Source organism: Actinoplanes octamycinicus, from assembly GCF_014205225.1.
In the GTDB taxonomy this organism is placed as follows: Bacteria; Actinomycetota; Actinomycetes; order Mycobacteriales; family Micromonosporaceae; genus Actinoplanes; species Actinoplanes octamycinicus.
In genome coordinates this window covers 402,018-418,683 of the sequence record NZ_JACHNB010000001.1, presented here as the reverse complement: position 1 = coordinate 418,683, position 16,666 = coordinate 402,018, and the positions used below count along the sequence as shown (strand labels likewise).

The following is a 16,666-nucleotide window of genomic DNA, read 5'->3' as shown; positions in this document are numbered from 1 at the left end:
TCGGCGTGACGGGTGCTCGCCCGGGTAAAACGGAGGGCATGCCAGGGACCGAAGCGCCGGTCGGCGCACAGCAGTGGGTGCCGTCGCAGCCGCACAGCATCGACGAGCTCAAGCAGGCCGCGTCCGGTTGCCGGGGCTGTGAGCTCCACGAGGACGCCACCCAGACGGTCTTCGGCCGCGGCGCCCCGCACGCCCGAGTCGTCTTCGTCGGCGAGCAGCCCGGCGACGTCGAGGACCAGAAGGGGTTGCCGTTCGTCGGCCCGGCCGGGCGGCTGCTGCGCGACGCCGTGGACGACGCCGGGATCGACCCGGCCGACCTCTACATCACCAACGCGGTGAAGCACTTCCGGTTCGAGCTGCGCGGCAAACGGCGCATCCACCAGACCCCCGGCCCGGCCCACATCACCGCCTGCCGGCCCTGGCTGGTCGCCGAGTTCGCGCTGCTGCAGCCGCAGCTGGTGGTGCTGCTCGGGGCGACCGCGGCGAAGGCGCTGCTGGGCCCCTCGTTCCGGGTCACCAAGTCCCGCGGGCGGCTGATGCCGTGGCCGGGCTCGGCCGAGCATCCGGAGGACTTCCCGGTCGCCGAGATCCAGGCGCTGGCCACCATCCACCCGTCGGCGGTGCTGCGCGCGGACAATCGTGACATCGCCTATCAGGGCCTGGTCGACGACCTGAAGGTCGCGGCCGGGGCGATCGCCGCCTGACTCTCGCCGCCCGCTCGGCTTCCGATCGCCGGACGACCAGACACATTTCGGGTACGCCCACCGCCCGTGCCGCAGGTCACAAAGCACCTCTCCGCCGAGCGGGGGCCACTGCACGGAGCGTGTCGCCCGGATACCGCGTGGGTACCCTCGTCACGTGCGATTGACGGATTTCTGGGGGCGCCTGGAGCAGGCGTTCGGAGCGGCTTACGCCCGCAGCATCGCGGCCGATCACGCTTTCGCGGCGCTCGGCGGCCGGACCATCGATCAGGCGATTGCGCAGGGTGTCGAGACGGCTACCATCTGGCGCGCGGTGGTGGCGTCGTACCCCGATCGGGTGCCCTCCCAGCTGCACTGAGTCATTTTTCGTACGCTTGTTCTGGCGTGTCGCTCGATGTCGTACAAGTGTTCGGCTATTGTCCACAGCGGCTCGGCCATCCACAGCCCTGGGTAGGGCGGAGGATTTTTGTCATACCCACCGCATACCGTGTCGGCCGTGGCGAAGAACGCGAAGTCCAATACAGGGGTGACGGCAATGGTGGCAGCACCGGACCGGGAAAAGGCGCTCGAACTGGCGCTGGCACAGATCGACAAGCAGTTCGGCAAGGGCTCCGTGATGCGGCTGGGGGAGCGGCCGGTGGTGCAGACCGCCGTCATCCCGACCAGCTCGATCGCGCTGGACGTGGCCCTCGGCGTCGGCGGCCTGCCGCGCGGCCGGGTCATCGAGGTCTACGGCCCGGAGTCCAGCGGTAAGACGACCGTCGCGCTGCACGCGGTGGCCAACGCGCAGAAGGCCGGCGGGGTCGCGGCGTTCATCGACGCCGAGCACGCCCTCGACCCGGAGTACGCGCGGGCCCTCGGCGTCGACACGGACGCCCTGCTGGTGTCCCAGCCGGACACCGGCGAGCAGGCGCTCGAGATCGCCGACATGCTGATCCGCTCCGGCGCGCTGGACATCATCGTCATCGACTCGGTCGCCGCCCTGGTGCCGCGTGCCGAGATCGAGGGCGAGATGGGTGACAGCCACGTCGGTCTGCAGGCTCGTCTGATGAGCCAGGCGCTCCGCAAGATCACCGGTGTGCTGAACAACACCGGCACCACCGCGATCTTCATCAACCAGCTCCGCGAGAAGATCGGCGTCATGTTCGGCTCGCCGGAGACCACGACCGGTGGTCGCGCGCTGAAGTTCTACGCGTCGGTCCGGCTCGACGTGCGCCGCATCGAGAGCCTGAAGGACGGCACCGACGTGGTCGGTAACCGCACCCGGGTCAAGGTGGTGAAGAACAAGGTCGCCGCCCCGTTCAAGCAGGCCGAGTTCGACATCATGTACGGCAAGGGCATCTCCCGCGAGGGCTCGCTGATCGACGTCGGCGTCGAGCAGAGCATCATCCGCAAGTCCGGCGCCTGGTACACGTATGACGGCGACCAGCTCGGCCAGGGCAAGGAGAAGGCGCGCGAGTTCCTCAAGGAGAACCCGGACGTCGCCGCCGAGATCGAGAAGAAGATCTTGGAGAAGCTGGGCGTCGGCCAGACCACCGGGGACGCCGCGGGCGGCCCCGAGCTGCCGCCGGTCGACTTCTGATCCGGTAGTCCGCGATGGCCGGACGACGTGGTGCCCGGTCCGGGCGCGGGTGGGATCCCCTCCCGCCCCGGACCGGCTCCGACGCGCCGGATGACACTTCCGAGGGCGACCGCGCCTCGGGCCCGGCGCGCCGCGGCGGTGGCCGGCGGGGCGGCTATGCCCGTCGCCGCCGCCCGGAGGACGACGAGGGCCTCTGGCAGACGTTCGGTTCCTCCAGCGAGGCCAACGAGGGGCCGGCCGACTCCTCCTCCGACCCGGAGCCTGCCGGCGACGAGTCCTCAGGCGCTGCCGGCGCCTGGGGCCGCTCCGGCCGCCGGAGCGCTCCGGGCGGCCGTGCCGGCTCGGCAGATCGGGCCGGCGAGAGTCTGGATCGCCTGGTCAGCCGCGGCATCCCGGATGGCTGGAGCCATTCAGGCGCGGGCCGCCCGAGCGAGCAAGGCGCCTCGGACACCCGGGATGACTCGGGCGATGCCTCCGGCGCTGGTCGGCGGAGCGATCCTGACCGTTCGAGTGGGGCGGCCGGTCCGGGCCGCCCGGATCGTTCTGGCAGCGGGTCAGGCAGCGACTCCGATCATTCGGGCAGCGCTTCGGGCTCGGATCGGTGGACCGGTTCGGATGTCCTTGGTTCCGGTTCCGAGCGGTGGGGCAGCGCTTCCGGCTCGGATCGGTGGACCGGTTCGGATGGCCTCGGTTCCGGCTCGGAGCGGCCGGGCGACGCGGATCGTCCGGTTAGCGGGTTCGGCTCCGAGCGGTGGGGCAGCTCCGGGCGGTCGGGCGGCGGGTTCGGCTCCGGTGGTTCGGGTGGCTCGGATCGTTCCGGGCGGTCGGGCGGCGGGTTCGGCTCCGGTGGTTCGGGTGGCTCGGATCGTTCCGGGCGGTCGGGCGGTGGCGGGCGCGGCTCCAGTCGTTGGGGTGGCGGGAGCCGTTCCGGTGGCGGGGACGGTGCTGGCTCGGGGGCCGGCGACGGTGCGGCGCGCCGGTCGGCTGGGCCGCAGCAGACGGAGTCCGAGCGGGCGCGTGAGATCTGTCTGCGGCAGCTCGCGGTGCGTCCGCGGACCCGAGCTGAGCTGGCCAAGGTGCTGGTCCGGAAGGAGATCTCCGAGGAGGTGATCGCCGAGGTCCTGGACCGGTATGACGAGGTCGGCATCATCGACGACGCGGCGTTCGCCCGGGCGTGGGTGTCCAGCCGGCATCACGGTCGTGGGCTGGCCCGCCGCGCCCTCGCCAACGAGCTGCGCCAGCGCGGCGTCGACGCCGAGGTGGCCAGCGAGGCCTTGGAGGCCGTCGACGCGGACGCGGAGGCGGAGACCGCCCGCGCCCTGGTCGACCGCAAGCTGCGCAGCGCCACCGGCACCCCGGAGGCCGTCTTCCGCCGCCTCGTGGCGATGCTCGCCCGCAAGGGATACCCGGCCGGCGTAGCCATCCGCGCCGTCAAGGACGCCTTGGCCGCCCGCGACGCCGAAGCCGCCGAGTTCGCCGACGGCGTGGACGCCGACGCCTTGGCCGACCAGGCAGACGACCCCTCCTCCTGACCGCCCGGTGCCTGGCCGCTTCCTGGCCGCGGTGAACACCGTCTCGTGGCCGCGCGGTGCCCACCGTCTCGTGGCCGTCCGGTGCCCCACGGTTTCCTGGCCGTCCGCTGCCCCACCCTCTCCTGACCGCCCCGGATGCTTCTCGTTGGTGGAGTCAGCCCAGATGACGTCGAGGTGTGCGATCAGGTCGGTGGGCCTGTCTGGACGCGTTCTCGTCGGCGGATCGGTCCAAGCGGCTCCGGGGGTTGGCTGGGTCGGCAGGCCCTGTCTGGGTGTCCTCTCGCCGGGGGACTTGGCCCAGGTCGCTTCGGTGCGTGGGATCAGATCGCCGGTCCGGCAGGACTCGCGCCTTGAGGGGGCGCGACAGCTCGCCTTGAGGAGAGCGTCACAGCTCACCTTGAGAAAGTGCGACGCTCGCCTTGAGGAGAGCGCCACAGCTCACCCGGCGGCGATCAGCGGTCATTTCGGGGCGCTGGGGGAGCGCTGCGTGCCCGGCTCACGGTTGCGCTTTGTAACAAGTGTCGATGAGCGGAGAGACACCGGCACCGATCCGCCCGGACCGCGTGGGGCACGTTCCGACGCCGCTTCGGGAGCCAGGCCGGGGTCTGCCCGGCCACGCCACTACCTGGTGGCATTCACCCCGATAGCAGCATCTCGCCCCGATATAGTCCGGTGGTGAGGAACTCCACCCATTCGGCGGGAACCTCCGGTTTCCCGGACGCCGGAGCGGTCTCCATCACGCTCAGTGTGATGGGCGTCCGGTTGTCGACGGGCGGGATAATGGGTGACGGCCTCGAAACGACGGAGATCGGCCGGGGGCGAAAGGGCTCGATGGCCCGGCACGTCGGAAATATCCGGGCGATATCGTGAGCTGGGCGTAAGCACGTCTGTGCCCTACGTCCTATCCGCTGCCGAATCATGAGTCCTTGACCGAAGCGGCACTCGCGACCTAGCCTCGCGTTACACAAGGTTTGCTCGACCATCGCAAGCAACACACACAACATAGATCGCATTACATTACGGCATCACTTGGCGGGTCCGGCCCGCCGCAGGCTCCGCCGACCGCTGACCGCGCGGTGGGCGGCGTGGCATAGCAGCGGTCGACCCCACAACTCCACACACTCTGATCCGAGCCATCAGCAGCTGACCCGGACGCGGAAGCCGACCGCACCGCCGGCGGGGACCGACACAGCTTCGCGGGACGAGAAATCGTTTCAAAGCTTGTCACACTCCGTCGACATTCGTGGACCGGCTTCGGCACTCCGGAGCGGCCGTGACAGCGGACATGTGGCGCGGCCACGACCAGGATCCGACCGGCGATGCGAAGTTCCGCGGGGAGCCGGCCGAGGAAAGGTCAGACCATCGCCACCGGTCCGGGTCCCGCCGCCCCGGCCGAGCCCAGCCATCCGGCCGGGTCGAGGACGCCGCCGACCCGAGGCGACGCCACCCATCGAGGTGACGCCACCGACCGCAGCGACGCCACCGACCCGGGGCGACGCCACCGAAGGCGACCCGGCCCGTGCCGGCGCCGCCGGCAGAAGGCGCCGCTGGACCGGGAGAGGCCGTGACTCCGAAGACGCCGCAGCTGATCGGCCCCACCGGACCCGACCCCGCCAGGGCCGGGCCCGAGCCGAACCCACGGCACCGGCCCGGACCAGAGAACCGACGAACCGGACCGGACCAGAGAACCGACGAACCGGACCGGGAGGGCGAAAGCCACCCCCGATTCCGGCGAGGAGAGGTCAGGAAGCCGGAACAGGCGGCATCCAGCCTTCCCGAGAGGCGAAGCTGGTAGCCGTACGGCGGAGCGTGTGAGCCGGGGCCCGGTGCCGCCTGTGGTCATCTGCCTTGGTCGGGCATCCCGCAGAGAGCCCGCGCGCGTGCACACCGCGCCGGCGGCGAAGGGAGACGCGGCGAGATGGCCCCCCAGTACTGGGTGCTCGTAGTAGCGATCGTCGTGCTCGCCGTGTCGGTGATCGTCGGCCTGACGCTGGGTGCCCGTGCCCTGCGCCAGCTGCGGTCCGAACGGCAGGACGCCCACGATCGGCACGAGCAGGAGGTCGGCGACGCTCAGGCGAAGGTCGCCGACGCGAACGCCAAGGCGGCTTCGGTGCGCGCCGAGGCAGCCGCCGCGAAGGCCGAGGCCGCCGCCGCCCGGGCCGAGGCCCGCCGGGTCCTGGAGAACGCGCACAGCGAGGCCGACACCATCCTGGAGCACGCCCACCGGCAGGCCGAGGCGGACGTCGAGCAGCTGCGCACCGCCGCCCGCCGCTCCGGTGAGCGGGAGATCGCCCTGCTCAACGCCACGGTGAAGGAGCAGTCGGCGGAGGTGGAGCGGCGCGCCGCCCGGATCGACGAGCGTGAGCGGCTGCACGCCGAGGAGGTCGAGCGCCTGGTCGAACGGGAGCGCCGGCTCGGGGCGATGGAGGCCGAGCTGACCAAGAAGGAAGCCGACCTGCGCAGCCGCGAGACGGAGATCCGGGCGGCCGAGGAGATGAAGCGCCGGGAGCTGGAGCGGATCGCCGGGCTCACCGCCGACACCGCCAAGGGCGAGCTGATCGAGTCGATCGAGGGTCAGGCGAAGCGGGAGGCCGCGATCCTGATCCGGGACATCGAGCAGGATGCCCGGAGCACCGCGGACACCCGGGCCCGGCACATCGTGGTCGACGCGATCCAGCGGATCGCCAGCGAGCAGACGGCGGAGAGCGTGGTCAGCGTGCTGCACCTGCCGAGTGACGAGATGAAGGGCCGGATCATCGGCCGGGAGGGCCGCAACATCCGGGCCTTCGAGTCGACCACCGGGGTGAACCTGATCATCGACGACACCCCGGAGGCGGTGCTGCTCTCCTGCTTCGACCCGGTGCGCCGCGAGGTGGGCCGGCTGACGCTGGAGAAGCTGGTGCTGGACGGCCGGATCCATCCGCACCGGATCGAGGAGGTCTTCGACTCGGCGCGCAACGAGGTGGAGCGGCTCTGCGACCGGGCCGCCGAGGAGGCGCTGGTCGACGTCGGGATCACCAACATCCACCCGGAGCTGGTCAAGTTGCTGGGCCGGCTGCGGTACCGCACGAGTTACGGCCAGAACGTGCTCAAGCACCTGGTGGAGACCGCGCACATCGCCGGGATCATGGCTGCCGAGCTGGGCCTGGACGTACCGACCATGAAGCGGGCCGCCTTCCTGCACGACATCGGCAAGGCGCTGACCCACGAGGTGGAGGGCAGTCACGCGCTGATCGGCGCGGACGTGGCTCGCAAGTACGGCGAGCACGAGGACATCGTGCACGCGATCGAAGCGCATCACAACGAGGTGCCGCCGCAGACCATCGAGGCGGTGCTCACCCAGGCCTCGGACGCCTGCTCGGGCGGCCGGCCGGGCGCGCGCCGGGAGAGCCTGGAGGCCTACGTCAAGCGGCTGGAGCGGATCGAGGAGATCGCCGGCGGCAAGGTCGGCGTCGAGAAGGTCTTCGCGATGCAGGCCGGGCGGGAGATCCGGGTGATGGTCCGCCCGGACGACATCGACGACATCGGCGCCGCGGTGCTGGCCCGCGACGTCGCGAAGCAGATCGAGGAGGAGCTGACCTATCCCGGTCAGATCCGCGTCACCGTCGTCCGCGAGTCCCGCGTCACCGAACTGGCCCGATAGACGATCAGGAGCAGACCACGATCACGGTACGACGGGAGCCTCCCGCCGTACCGTGAAGCGGCGGTCGTGACCAGCCTCAGACCTGCCGGTTGACATCGGTCAGCGGCAGCGGCTTGGCCGCCGTGGTCCGCACCCGGGTCAGCCGGCGCTGCAGCCACCACGCGAAGCTCGACAGCAGCCCGCAGATGCTGATGTAGATCGCCCCGATCACCAGGTAGGCCGGCACGTAGGGGAACCCGAAGGCGAGCCGCCCGCCGATCGTCTTGCCGACCGTCAGCAGCTCCGGGTAGGTGATGATGAAGCCGAGCGCGGTGTCCTTGAGCAGCACCACGAGCTGGCTCACGATGGCCGGCAGCATCGAGCGGATCGCCTGCGGCAGCAGGATCAGCCGGAGCACCTGGTTCTTCCGCAGGCCGATCGCGTAGGCCGCCTCGGACTGCCCGCGCGGCACCGCGTTGACGCCGGCCCGGAAGATCTCCGCGAGCACCGACCCGTTGTACAGCGTCAGGCCGATGACCAGGGCCCACAGGTTGCTGATCGACCAGCCGTACTGCAGCGGGACGTAGTAGCCGAAGAAGATCAGGATGAGCAGCGGGATCGCCCGGAACAGCTCGACCACCCAGGTCGACGGGGTCCGCAGGATCCGGTGCTCGCTGAGCCGGCCGGCCGCGAAGATCGCACCGAAGAGCAGCGCCAGCACGGTCGCGATGCCGGCCGCGGTGAGCGTGGCGACCAGGCCGTCGACGATCTCCATCTGGACGGCCTTGAACTTGAACTGGTCCCAGCGCCGCGCCTCGAACTGGCCGGTCTTGTAGAACCGGTAGATCACCCAGGCGATCAGCCCGGCGATCGCCAGCGTGGCCAGCACGCCGATGATCAGGTTGCGCCGGCGGCCGCGCGGGCCGGGCAGGTCGTAGAGCACTGACGAGCTCATCGCGCCACCTCCGCTGCGCCCCGGCGTCGCGATGAGCTGACGACTGTACTCATGGATTCGCTCGCACGCTCGCTCATCGGGCCACCGTCAACTTCCGCTCGAGGAACCGCTGCAGCAGGACCAGGGGAGTGATCAGGATCAGGAAGCCGACCACGATCCAGATCAGCACGTAGAACTGCGGCTCACCGAACTCCGACATGTACGACGGGATCGCGCCCGCCTCCAGCACCGAGAAGCCGGCCGCCACCGTGGTGTTCTTCAGCATCGCGATCAGCACGCTCATCAGCGGCGGCACCATCGACCGGAACGCCTGTGGCAGCACCACCTGCAGGAGCACCTGGTCGAAGGTGAGGCCCAGGGCCCGGGCCGCCTCGGCCTGCCCGGGGGCGACCGTGTTCACGCCGGCCCGGACCACCTCGCAGATGAACGCCGCGGTGTAGACGGTCAGCGCGGTGAAGGCGGCGGTCTGGTACTCCAGGTTGACGTCCAGTTTCGGGACGGCGAAGACCAGGAACGCGAAGACCAGCGTCAGCGGCGTGTTGCGCACGATGTTGACGTAGGCCGCGCCGAACCAGCGCAGCGCCGGGATCGGCGACACCCGGAACGCGCCGAGCAGCGTGCCCAGCAGCAGGCTTCCGACCGCGGCGACCAGGAACAGCTTCACCGTGTTCCCGAAGCCCTTGAGGAACAGGTCCCAGTGGTCGGTCAGTACGTGCAGGAACTCCGTCATTCCCCGTCCTAAGCCGTACCGGCCGAGGCCGGGCGGATGGTCCGCCCGGCCTCGGCTTCAGCAGATGTGGATCAGTAGCGCTCGAGCGTCGGCGGCGTGGCCGGCGAGCCCGACTTGCCCAGCGTGCCGTCGTAGATCTTCTGCCAGGTGCCGTCCTTGAAGGCGGCCTCCAGCTGGTCGTTCACGTAGTCGCGCAGGGCCTTGTCGTCGCGCGGCAGGCCGATGCCGTACTTCTCGGTGCTGAACGGCTTGCCGACGACCTTGAGGTCGGTCGAGTTCTGCGCGGCGTAGCCCTTGAGGATCGCGTCGTCGGTGGTGACCGCGTCGACCTTCTTGTCGAGCAGCTGCGACACGCACTCCGAGTAGGTCTTGAACTCGACGATGTTCTCCGGCTCGGTCAGACCCTCGTCACGGACCCGCTGGATCGGGGTCGAGCCCTGCGCCGAGCAGACCTTCTTGCCCTTGAGGGTGTCCTTGCCCTGGATCGTCGTCTCGTCCTTGCGGACCAGCAGGTCCTGGCCGGCGACGAAGTACGGCCCGGCGAACGAGACGTCCGCCTTGCGCTTGTCGGTGATCGAGTAGGTGCCGACGTAGTAGTCGATCTCCCCACCCTTGATCGCGGTCTCCCGGTTGGCCGACGGGATCTCCTTGTACTCGATCTTCGCCGGGTCGACGCCCAGCTTCGAGGCGAGGTACTGGGCGATCTCGATGTCGAAGCCGCACCGGGTGCCGGAGGTGTCCTTGTAGCCCAGGTTCGGCTGGTCGAACTTGACCCCGATGGTCACCTTGCTCGCCGACTTGATCTTGTCGAACGTCGGGCTGCCCTTCACCGCGGCGGCGGTGTCCGCGGTGAACGTGGCACCCGACGACTTGCAGGTGTCGGAGACCGGCGCCGCGCCGCTGCCGTTGCCGGCGCCGCTCGGGGTCGGGGTGCCCTCCTCGCCACATGCGGTCAGCGTGAAGGTGAACGCCGCCGCGGCGGCGAACACCGCTACCCGCTTCATACCCATGATCAACTCTCTCCTCTGCTCCAGATCAGACCCTGGAATTGGCTTGGGGGCCGGTCATTGGGGTGTGTTCAGTACGTCGACATCTGTATGTCAGTGCGTCAAGATCTTGGAAAGGAAGTCCTTGGCCCGGTCGCTCTTCGGGTTCGCGAAGAACTCGGCCGGCGGGGCCTGCTCGACCAGCTGGCCGTCGGCCATGAAGACCACCCGGTTCGCCGCGTGCCGGGCGAAGCCCATCTCGTGGGTGACCACCACCATGGTCATCCCCTCCTTGGCCAGCGAGGTCATCACGTCCAGCACCTCACCCACCATCTCCGGGTCGAGCGCGCTGGTCGGCTCGTCGAAGAGCAGCGCCTTGGGCTGCATGGCCAGCGCCCGGGCGATCGCCACCCGCTGCTGCTGACCGCCGGAGAGCTGGGCCGGGAACTTGTCCGCCTGGCTGGCGATGCCGACCCGCTCCAGCAGCGCCATGGCGCGCTCCCGGGCCGCGGCCGGTTTCTCCTTACGGACCTTGACCGGACCGAGCATCACATTTTGCAGGATGGTCTTGTGCGCGAACAGGTTGAACGACTGGAAGACCATGCCGACCTCGCTGCGCAACCGGGCGAGTGGCCGCCCCTCGGCCGGCAGCGGCTGACCGTCGAACGTGATCGTCCCGGAGTCGATCGGCTCCAGCCGGTTGATCGCCCGGCACAGCGTCGACTTGCCGGACCCGGAGGGCCCGATCACGACGACCACCTCACCGCGCTCGACAGACAGATCCACATCCTGCAGCACGTGCAGCGGGCCGAACCACTTGTTCACGTTCTCCAGAACGATGAGAGCCTCGCCTGTCACCCCGTGTCCATCCGCTCGTCGGGTCACTCGATGGGAGACACCCTAGGGGGACAGAGGTATCGGATAGTGACGAGAATGGTCACGGAGCAGTAACGCAGTCGCCACCCAGGGAGAGAAACGGACACGATGGCAGGTATGGCTGGCCTCTGGAACTGGTCCGTCGCGGTGCGGATCGAGCCCGACCGGGTGCGGGATGCCCTGGCCGGGGCTCTGGAACGCGGCGTGACCGAGATCGGGACGACCGGGCCGGATGCCATGCTCTGCGACGTCTATCACGTGGGTGGCGACTTCCCGACACTCGTCGACGTCTACCTGGCCCCGGACGAGGTGGACGAGGAGACCATCGCGAGCGCCGTCGCGGTCCGGCTCGCGGCCGCGGTCCTGGTCCCCGACGACACCCTCAACCCTTCCCGGTACGTCTGCGCCGACCCGGACGGCACCCTGCGCCCGGTGCACGTGGACGAGCGGGAGACCGACGACGGCGCGGAGCGGTGGCACCCGCGCCCGTGCACCGGCGACGACCCGGCCTGCGCGGCCCACCCGGGTTGCCACCGGTCGCGCTGGAAACCCGACCCGACGCCCGAGCGACCCGCCGCCGCGTAAGCAGTACCCTGGTCAATTGCCATGACTGTTGAGATACCCGGCGCCTCCCGCACCTACGACGTGCGCACCTACGGCTGCCAGATGAACGTGCACGACAGCGAGCGCATCTCCGGCCTGATGGAGGACGCGGGCTATGTGCGCGCCGCCGATCCGGAGGCGGCCGACGTCGTGGTCTTCAACACCTGCGCGGTCCGGGAGAATGCCGACAACCGCCTCTACGGCAACCTCGGCCACCTGCGGCCGACCAAGCTGAAGAACCCGGGCATGCAGATCGCCGTCGGCGGCTGCCTGGCGCAGAAGGACAAGGGCGACATCGTCAAGAAGGCGCCCTGGGTCGACGTGGTCTTCGGCACCCACAACATCGGCTCGTTGCCGGCCCTGCTGGAGCGCGCCCGGCACAACGAGGCCGCCGAGGTGGAGATCCTCGAGGCGCTCGAGGTCTTCCCGTCGACGCTGCCGACCAAGCGCGAGTCGACCTACGCCGGCTGGGTCTCCATCTCGGTGGGCTGCAACAACACCTGCACCTTCTGCATCGTCCCGTCGCTGCGCGGCAAGGAGAAGGACCGCCGTCCCGGCGACATCCTGGCCGAGGTCCGCGCCCTGGTCGCCGAGGGTGTCCTGGAGGTCACCCTGCTCGGGCAGAACGTGAACTCCTACGGCGTCGAGTTCGGTGACAAGCTCGCCTTCGGCAAGCTGCTGCGCGCCTGCGGCGAGGTCGAGGGGCTGGAGCGGGTCCGGTTCACCAGCCCGCACCCGAAGGACTTCACCGACGACGTGATCGCCGCGATGGCCGAGACGCCGAACGTCTGCCACTCGCTGCACATGCCGCTGCAGTCCGGCTCCGACCGGGTGCTCAAGGCCATGCGCCGCAGTTACCGCCAGGAGAAATACCTGGGCATCATCGAGAAGGTCCGGGCCGCGATGCCGGACGCCGCGATCACCACCGACATCATCGTCGGCTTCCCCGGGGAGACCGACGAGGACTTCGAGCAGACCCTCGAGGTGGTCCGCCAGGCCCGCTTCTCCAGCGCCTTCACCTTCCAGTACTCGAAGCGTCCCGGCACCCCGGCCGCGACCATGGACGAGCAGGTGCCGAAAAAGGTCGTCCAGGAGCGGTACGACCGCCTGATCGCCACCCTCGAAGAGATCACCTGGGCCGAGAACAAGAAGCTCGTCGGCGAGAAGGTCGAGGTCCTGGTCGCGGTCGGCGAGGGTCGCAAGGACGAGCGCACCGGCCGGATGAGCGGCCGTGCCCGGGACGGCCGCCTGGTCCACTTCGCCACCGGCGACCTGACCGGTGACCGCGCCCCGCGCCCCGGCGACATCGTCGAGACGGTGATCACCTACGCCGCCCCGCACCACCTGAACGCGGACGGCGCCCCGCTCTTGCACCGCCGCACCCGCGCCGGCGACGCCTTCGAGGCCGGCCGCACCCCGAAACTCAAGGGCGTCTCGCTCGGCCTGCCGACGATCGGGGTCCCGGCCCCGCTCCCGCCGGCCGCCGACGGCTGCGCGCTCTGACCCGCGCCCGGCTAAAGGGCGCGGGCGGCGGTCCGCAGGTGACGTAACAGGGCCGTCGTCGCCGGTGGGTCCGGTACGTCGCCGTACACCGCGACGTAGACGGTGCGACGGCTGTCCAGCGCGACCGTGCGTACGTCAGGGTTGTGGTGTGCGGCGAGCGCCAGCCCGGGCAGGACCGTGCCGCCCAAGCCGGCCGCGACCAGCGCCTGCACGGCGACGAAGTCGTCCGTGGTGAATCGGACCTCCGGGGTGAAACCGGCCACCGCGCAGAGCCGGACCAGCTCGGCCCGGCAGCGCTCGCAGCCGCTGATCCACGGCCGGTCCCGGTGGTCGGCGAGCGTGCCGCCCGGCCGGTCGGCCGGCGTCACCAGGTGGATCGGCTCCTCCAGCAGCAGCTCGTGGCGCAGCCCGTCGAGGTCCGGCGCGGGCTCGCCCGGATAGGTGAACAGCACCGCGGCCTCCACCTCGCCGCTGCGCAGCAGGCGCACCGCGGCCGGCGGCCCGGCCTCGGTGAAGCGCAGGTCCACGCCCGGGTGCTCGGCCGCGAAGGCGGCCGCCGCGACCGGCACGAAGGTGCCCAGCGCGGACGGGAACGCGGCCAGCCGGACCCGGCCGGACCGCAGCCCGGTGTGCGCGGCCAGCTCCGCCTCCGCGGCGTCGAGCCGCCCGAGGATCTCCTCGGCCCGCTCGGCCAGCATCCGGCCGGCGTCGGTGAGCCGGATGCCGCGCCCGGCCCGTTGCACGAGCCGGCTGCCGGTCTCCGCCTCCAGCCGGGCCAGGTGGTGGCTGACCGACGGCTGGGCGTAGTGCAGCGCCTGGGCGGCGGCCGTGACTGAGCCGTGCCGGGCCACCGCGACCAGCACCCGCAACCGGGAGACGTCGAGCATGCGGCCAACGTATCAACCGGGTCTATGGGTTTGCTCGTGATCCGGCATTGGACCGATGGGTGGGGCCGGGCCGACGATCGGGACATGGAGTTGACCTTCGCGGACATCCGGGCCGCGCACGACGTCGTCCGCCGCCACCTGCCGCCCACCCCGCTCTGGGGCTATCCGCTGCTGGACCGGGCCACCGGCGCCGCGGTGCTGGTCAAGCACGAGAACACGCAGCCGATCGGCGCGTTCAAGGTGCGCGGCGGGCTGACCCTGCTGGCGAGCATGACCGCGGCCGAGCGGGCCCGCGGCACGGTCACCTGGTCGACCGGCAACCACGCGCAGTCGGTGGCCTACGCCAGTCACCGGTACGACGCGCCGTGCACGGTGGTGATGCCGGCCGGCACCGATCCGGCCCGGGCGGCCGCGGTCGAGGCCTGGGGCGCCCGGGCGGTACTGACCGGGGATTCGCTGGACGAGGCCGGGCGGCGCGCCGAGCGGCTGGCCGCGCAGTCCGGGGCCCGGCTGGTCAGCCCGGGCGACACGCCGGAGCTGCTGGCCGGGGTCGGCACGCTCTACCTGGAGATTCTCCAGGCGCGGCCGGACCTGGACGCGATCGTGGTGCCGGTCGGCAGCGGCACCGGGGCGGCCGCGGCCTGCCTGGCGGCCGCGGCGCTGGCGCCGGGCTGCGCGGTGATCGGCGTGCAGTCGGCCGCCTCGCCGGCCGCGCACGACTCCTGGCGGGCCGGCGAGCTCCTCGCCCGGCCGAACCGGACCGCGGTGGCCGGGCTGGCCACCGGCCGGGGCTTCGCCCTGCCGCAGCGGCTGATGCGGGCCGGCCTGGCGGACTTCCTGCTGGTCACCGACGAGGAGATCGGCGCGGCCCGGCGGCTGCTGGCGACCGCCGCGCACACCCTGGCCGAGGGGGCCGGGGCGGCCGCGACGGCCGCGGTGCTGAGTCGTCCGGAGCTGTTCGCCGGGCGGTCGGTGGCGGTGGTCTGCACCGGGGGCAACGCCGTCCCGGCCGAGTTGGCGGATCTGGCAGTGCCGGACGCGTCAGTCGCTACTCCCGCTTCACCCGCTTCACCTGCGCAAATGATCTGATCGCCGGAATCATCGCCGGATGGCAATTCGCGACATTCCGGAAATAATGGACGAGGTGAGCTTCGAAGTCGTCCGTTTGTCGGACACTGGAGCGAACCGGGCACTTCTCCCGGCATGATCGGACAGCCGGGTGGCGAGGGGGAAACGATGATCCGCATCGGGGTGACGGGCCACATCCGGCTCGAACCGTCCGCTCGCCGATTGATCTACCGGGAGCTGGTCAAGGAGCTGCGCGCGCACAAGGGCGTGCACGGGGTGACCTGCCTGGCCGAGGGCGCCGACCGGATCTTCGCCGAGGCGGTCCGGGCCTGCCGGGGCACCTTCGAGGCGGTGCTGCCGGTCCCGGAGCACTCCGCCGCCCCGGAGAACGATCGGGACCTCTGCGCCCTGCTCCGGCACGCCACCGACGTGACCCGGCTGACCGTGCCGGGGCCGCCCGAGGGGTGTTACGAGGCGGCCAGCCGCGAGGTGGTGGAGCGCTGCGACCTGCTCATCGCGGTCTGGGACGGCAGCGGCGTCGGCCTGCGCGGCGGCACCGCCGAGACGGTGGCCTGGGCGGTCGCCCGGGGCAAACAGGTTCGCCGGGTGTGGCCGGCCGGCGCCCGCCGCAGCGCGCTCTCCGCCGTACCCCTCCCGGTCGGCTGAGTCAGCCCAGCAGCTCCACGGCCATCCGGCAGACGTCCTCGGCGGAGCCCCAGGAGAGGGTGACCCCGGCCCCGCCGTGCCCGTAGTTGTGGATCACCCGGCCGTCCCGCTCCACCCGGACCGGCGAGCGGTAGGGGCGGAACCCGACCCGCTCGCCGAGCACCTCCGCCCCGGCGATCCGCGGGAACAGCGCGATCCCCCGGTCCAGCATCTCCCGGGTGATCCGCGGGTCGGGCGCCGGGCGCTCGTACCCTTTCTCGCCGCTGCCGCCGATGATCAGCGTGTCGCCGTGCGGCAGCAGATAGACCACCGCCGTCGGGTCGTCGGTGTGCTCGCAGAAGAACTCGGTGATCCCCGGGTTGCGGACCGCCACGAGTTGCCCGCGCAGCGGCTCGACGGACGGGTCGCCGACCAGCTGGGCGGCGCGGAACCCGGTGCAGTTGAGCACGACCGGCGCCTCGCCGGTCAGGTCGGCCAGGTCGGTCACGTGCGCCCGCTCGATCGTGATCCGGTGGCGCTCCAGCAGGCCGGTCAGGTAGCTCAGGTAGACCGGCATGTCGATGAGAGCGGTGGTGAAGCCCCAGCCGGACAGGAAGCCCGGGGGCAGGGTGGCCGGGTCGATCTCGGTGTGGTCCGGCAGCCGGCGGGCCCAGTCCGGTGTCTCGATCCGGTCGCGGGTCGCCTCCACCCCGCGCACCACCCGGATCCCGGCGGCCGGATCCGGCGCCTGCGCCAGCAACCGCTGAAAGCACACCCGGCTCCAGCGGTCCAGGTCCGGATGATCGGTGAGGCAGGTCTCCCACATCGCGCCGGCGGCGGCCGAGGTGGTCCGGGACGGTGGCTCGTCGGCCAGGACCCGTACCGGCAGGCCCTCCTCGGCGAGCCGGATCGCAGTGGTCAGCCCGATGACGCCCGCCCCGACCACCAGGAGCGGTTTCGCAGTAGCGGCCATCAG

14 protein-coding genes and 1 pseudogene are annotated in these 16,666 nt (G+C 71.0%); 9 read left to right on the top strand and 6 right to left on the bottom strand.

Features of this window, described 5'->3' with window-relative positions; all coding sequences use genetic code 11:
- Positions 1-38: 38 nt before the first annotated feature.
- The 5 genes and pseudogenes from BJY16_RS01770 (at position 39) to rny (ending at position 7,458) form a co-directional block, all read left to right on the top strand.
- Positions 39-704, top strand: coding sequence for a UdgX family uracil-DNA binding protein (locus tag BJY16_RS01770; protein WP_185037386.1), 666 nt, complete (start codon positions 39-41; stop codon positions 702-704).
- A 154-nt stretch (positions 705-858) separates the two neighbouring features.
- Positions 859-1,059: a DUF3046 domain-containing protein gene (locus BJY16_RS01765; protein ID WP_185037385.1), complete on the top strand. Its 201-nt coding sequence runs from the start codon at positions 859-861 to the stop codon at positions 1,057-1,059.
- A 177-nt stretch (positions 1,060-1,236) separates the two neighbouring features.
- Positions 1,237-2,283, top strand: coding sequence for a recombinase RecA (recA, locus tag BJY16_RS01760; protein ID WP_185037384.1), 1,047 nt, complete (start codon positions 1,237-1,239; stop codon positions 2,281-2,283).
- 935 nt (positions 2,284-3,218) lie between these two features.
- Positions 3,219-3,815, top strand: a pseudogene (locus BJY16_RS01755) (regulatory protein RecX); the annotation flags it as partial.
- A 1,918-nt stretch (positions 3,816-5,733) separates the two neighbouring features.
- Positions 5,734-7,458: a ribonuclease Y gene (rny, locus tag BJY16_RS01750; RefSeq protein ID WP_185037383.1), complete on the top strand. Its 1,725-nt coding sequence runs from the start codon at positions 5,734-5,736 to the stop codon at positions 7,456-7,458.
- 76 nt (positions 7,459-7,534) lie between these two features.
- Here the strand turns inward: rny and BJY16_RS01745 are convergent, their stop codons facing one another.
- From BJY16_RS01745 to BJY16_RS01730, 4 genes are all read right to left on the bottom strand, one after another.
- Positions 7,535-8,392, bottom strand: a complete 858-nt coding sequence (locus BJY16_RS01745; protein WP_185037382.1) for an amino acid ABC transporter permease — start codon at positions 8,390-8,392, stop codon at positions 7,535-7,537.
- 73 nt (positions 8,393-8,465) lie between these two features.
- A complete protein-coding gene (locus tag BJY16_RS01740) occupies positions 8,466-9,122 on the bottom strand; it encodes an amino acid ABC transporter permease (protein WP_185037381.1) in 657 nt (218 codons plus the stop codon).
- Positions 9,123-9,193: 71 nt separating this feature from the next.
- The gene (locus BJY16_RS01735) at positions 9,194-10,132 is read right to left on the bottom strand and encodes a glutamate ABC transporter substrate-binding protein (protein WP_185037380.1); all 939 of its coding nucleotides are present in this window, start codon (positions 10,130-10,132) and stop codon (positions 9,194-9,196) included.
- 90 nt (positions 10,133-10,222) lie between these two features.
- Entirely contained in the window at positions 10,223-10,966 is a 744-nt protein-coding gene (locus tag BJY16_RS01730; RefSeq protein WP_185037379.1) for an amino acid ABC transporter ATP-binding protein, read from the bottom strand.
- Positions 10,967-11,101: 135 nt separating this feature from the next.
- Here BJY16_RS01730 and BJY16_RS01725 point away from each other — a divergent pair, with 135 nt between their 5' ends.
- Together BJY16_RS01725 and miaB are read left to right on the top strand one after the other, a co-directional pair.
- Complete coding sequence (locus tag BJY16_RS01725; protein ID WP_239178004.1) at positions 11,102-11,569, top strand: hypothetical protein; 468 nt, start codon at positions 11,102-11,104, stop codon at positions 11,567-11,569.
- 21 nt (positions 11,570-11,590) lie between these two features.
- Entirely contained in the window at positions 11,591-13,090 is a 1,500-nt protein-coding gene (gene miaB / locus BJY16_RS01720; protein WP_185037377.1) for a tRNA (N6-isopentenyl adenosine(37)-C2)-methylthiotransferase MiaB, read from the top strand.
- Positions 13,091-13,101: 11 nt separating this feature from the next.
- On the opposite strand, the gene BJY16_RS01715 is transcribed toward miaB, so the two are convergent.
- Positions 13,102-13,977 carry a LysR family transcriptional regulator gene (locus tag BJY16_RS01715; RefSeq protein ID WP_185037376.1) on the bottom strand — a complete coding sequence of 292 codons (876 nt, stop codon included), beginning with the start codon at positions 13,975-13,977 and terminating at the stop codon, positions 13,102-13,104.
- Between the two features lie 84 nt (positions 13,978-14,061).
- Between BJY16_RS01715 and BJY16_RS01710 the strand changes: the two genes are divergently transcribed.
- Positions 14,062-15,066 carry a threonine ammonia-lyase gene (locus BJY16_RS01710; protein WP_185037375.1) on the top strand — a complete coding sequence of 335 codons (1,005 nt, stop codon included), beginning with the start codon at positions 14,062-14,064 and terminating at the stop codon, positions 15,064-15,066.
- Between the two features lie 147 nt (positions 15,067-15,213).
- On the top strand, positions 15,214-15,711 hold the full coding sequence (locus BJY16_RS01705) for a hypothetical protein (RefSeq protein WP_185037374.1): 498 nt from the start codon (positions 15,214-15,216) through the stop codon (positions 15,709-15,711).
- Position 15,712: 1 nt separating this feature from the next.
- On the opposite strand, the gene BJY16_RS01700 is transcribed toward BJY16_RS01705, so the two are convergent.
- Positions 15,713-16,663, bottom strand: a complete 951-nt coding sequence (locus BJY16_RS01700) for an FAD-dependent oxidoreductase (protein WP_185037373.1) — start codon at positions 16,661-16,663, stop codon at positions 15,713-15,715.
- Positions 16,664-16,666 lie beyond the last annotated feature (3 nt).

Coding starts and splice junctions, on each gene's coding strand:
- BJY16_RS01745 (WP_185037382.1), bottom strand. CDS start 8,392: ATGAGCTCGTCAGTGCTCTACGACCTGCCCGGCCCGCGCGGCCGCCGG.
- BJY16_RS01700 (WP_185037373.1), bottom strand. CDS start 16,663: ATGGCCGCTACTGCGAAACCGCTCCTGGTGGTCGGGGCGGGCGTCATC.
- recA (WP_185037384.1), top strand. CDS start 1,237: ATGGTGGCAGCACCGGACCGGGAAAAGGCGCTCGAACTGGCGCTGGCA.
- BJY16_RS01735 (WP_185037380.1), bottom strand. CDS start 10,132: ATGGGTATGAAGCGGGTAGCGGTGTTCGCCGCCGCGGCGGCGTTCACC.
- miaB (WP_185037377.1), top strand. CDS start 11,591: ATGACTGTTGAGATACCCGGCGCCTCCCGCACCTACGACGTGCGCACC.
- BJY16_RS01740 (WP_185037381.1), bottom strand. CDS start 9,122: ATGACGGAGTTCCTGCACGTACTGACCGACCACTGGGACCTGTTCCTC.
- BJY16_RS01770 (WP_185037386.1), top strand. CDS start 39: ATGCCAGGGACCGAAGCGCCGGTCGGCGCACAGCAGTGGGTGCCGTCG.
- BJY16_RS01725 (WP_239178004.1), top strand. CDS start 11,102: ATGGCTGGCCTCTGGAACTGGTCCGTCGCGGTGCGGATCGAGCCCGAC.
- BJY16_RS01710 (WP_185037375.1), top strand. CDS start 14,062: ATGGAGTTGACCTTCGCGGACATCCGGGCCGCGCACGACGTCGTCCGC.
- BJY16_RS01715 (WP_185037376.1), bottom strand. CDS start 13,977: ATGCTCGACGTCTCCCGGTTGCGGGTGCTGGTCGCGGTGGCCCGGCAC.
- rny (WP_185037383.1), top strand. CDS start 5,734: ATGGCCCCCCAGTACTGGGTGCTCGTAGTAGCGATCGTCGTGCTCGCC.
- BJY16_RS01705 (WP_185037374.1), top strand. CDS start 15,214: ATGATCCGCATCGGGGTGACGGGCCACATCCGGCTCGAACCGTCCGCT.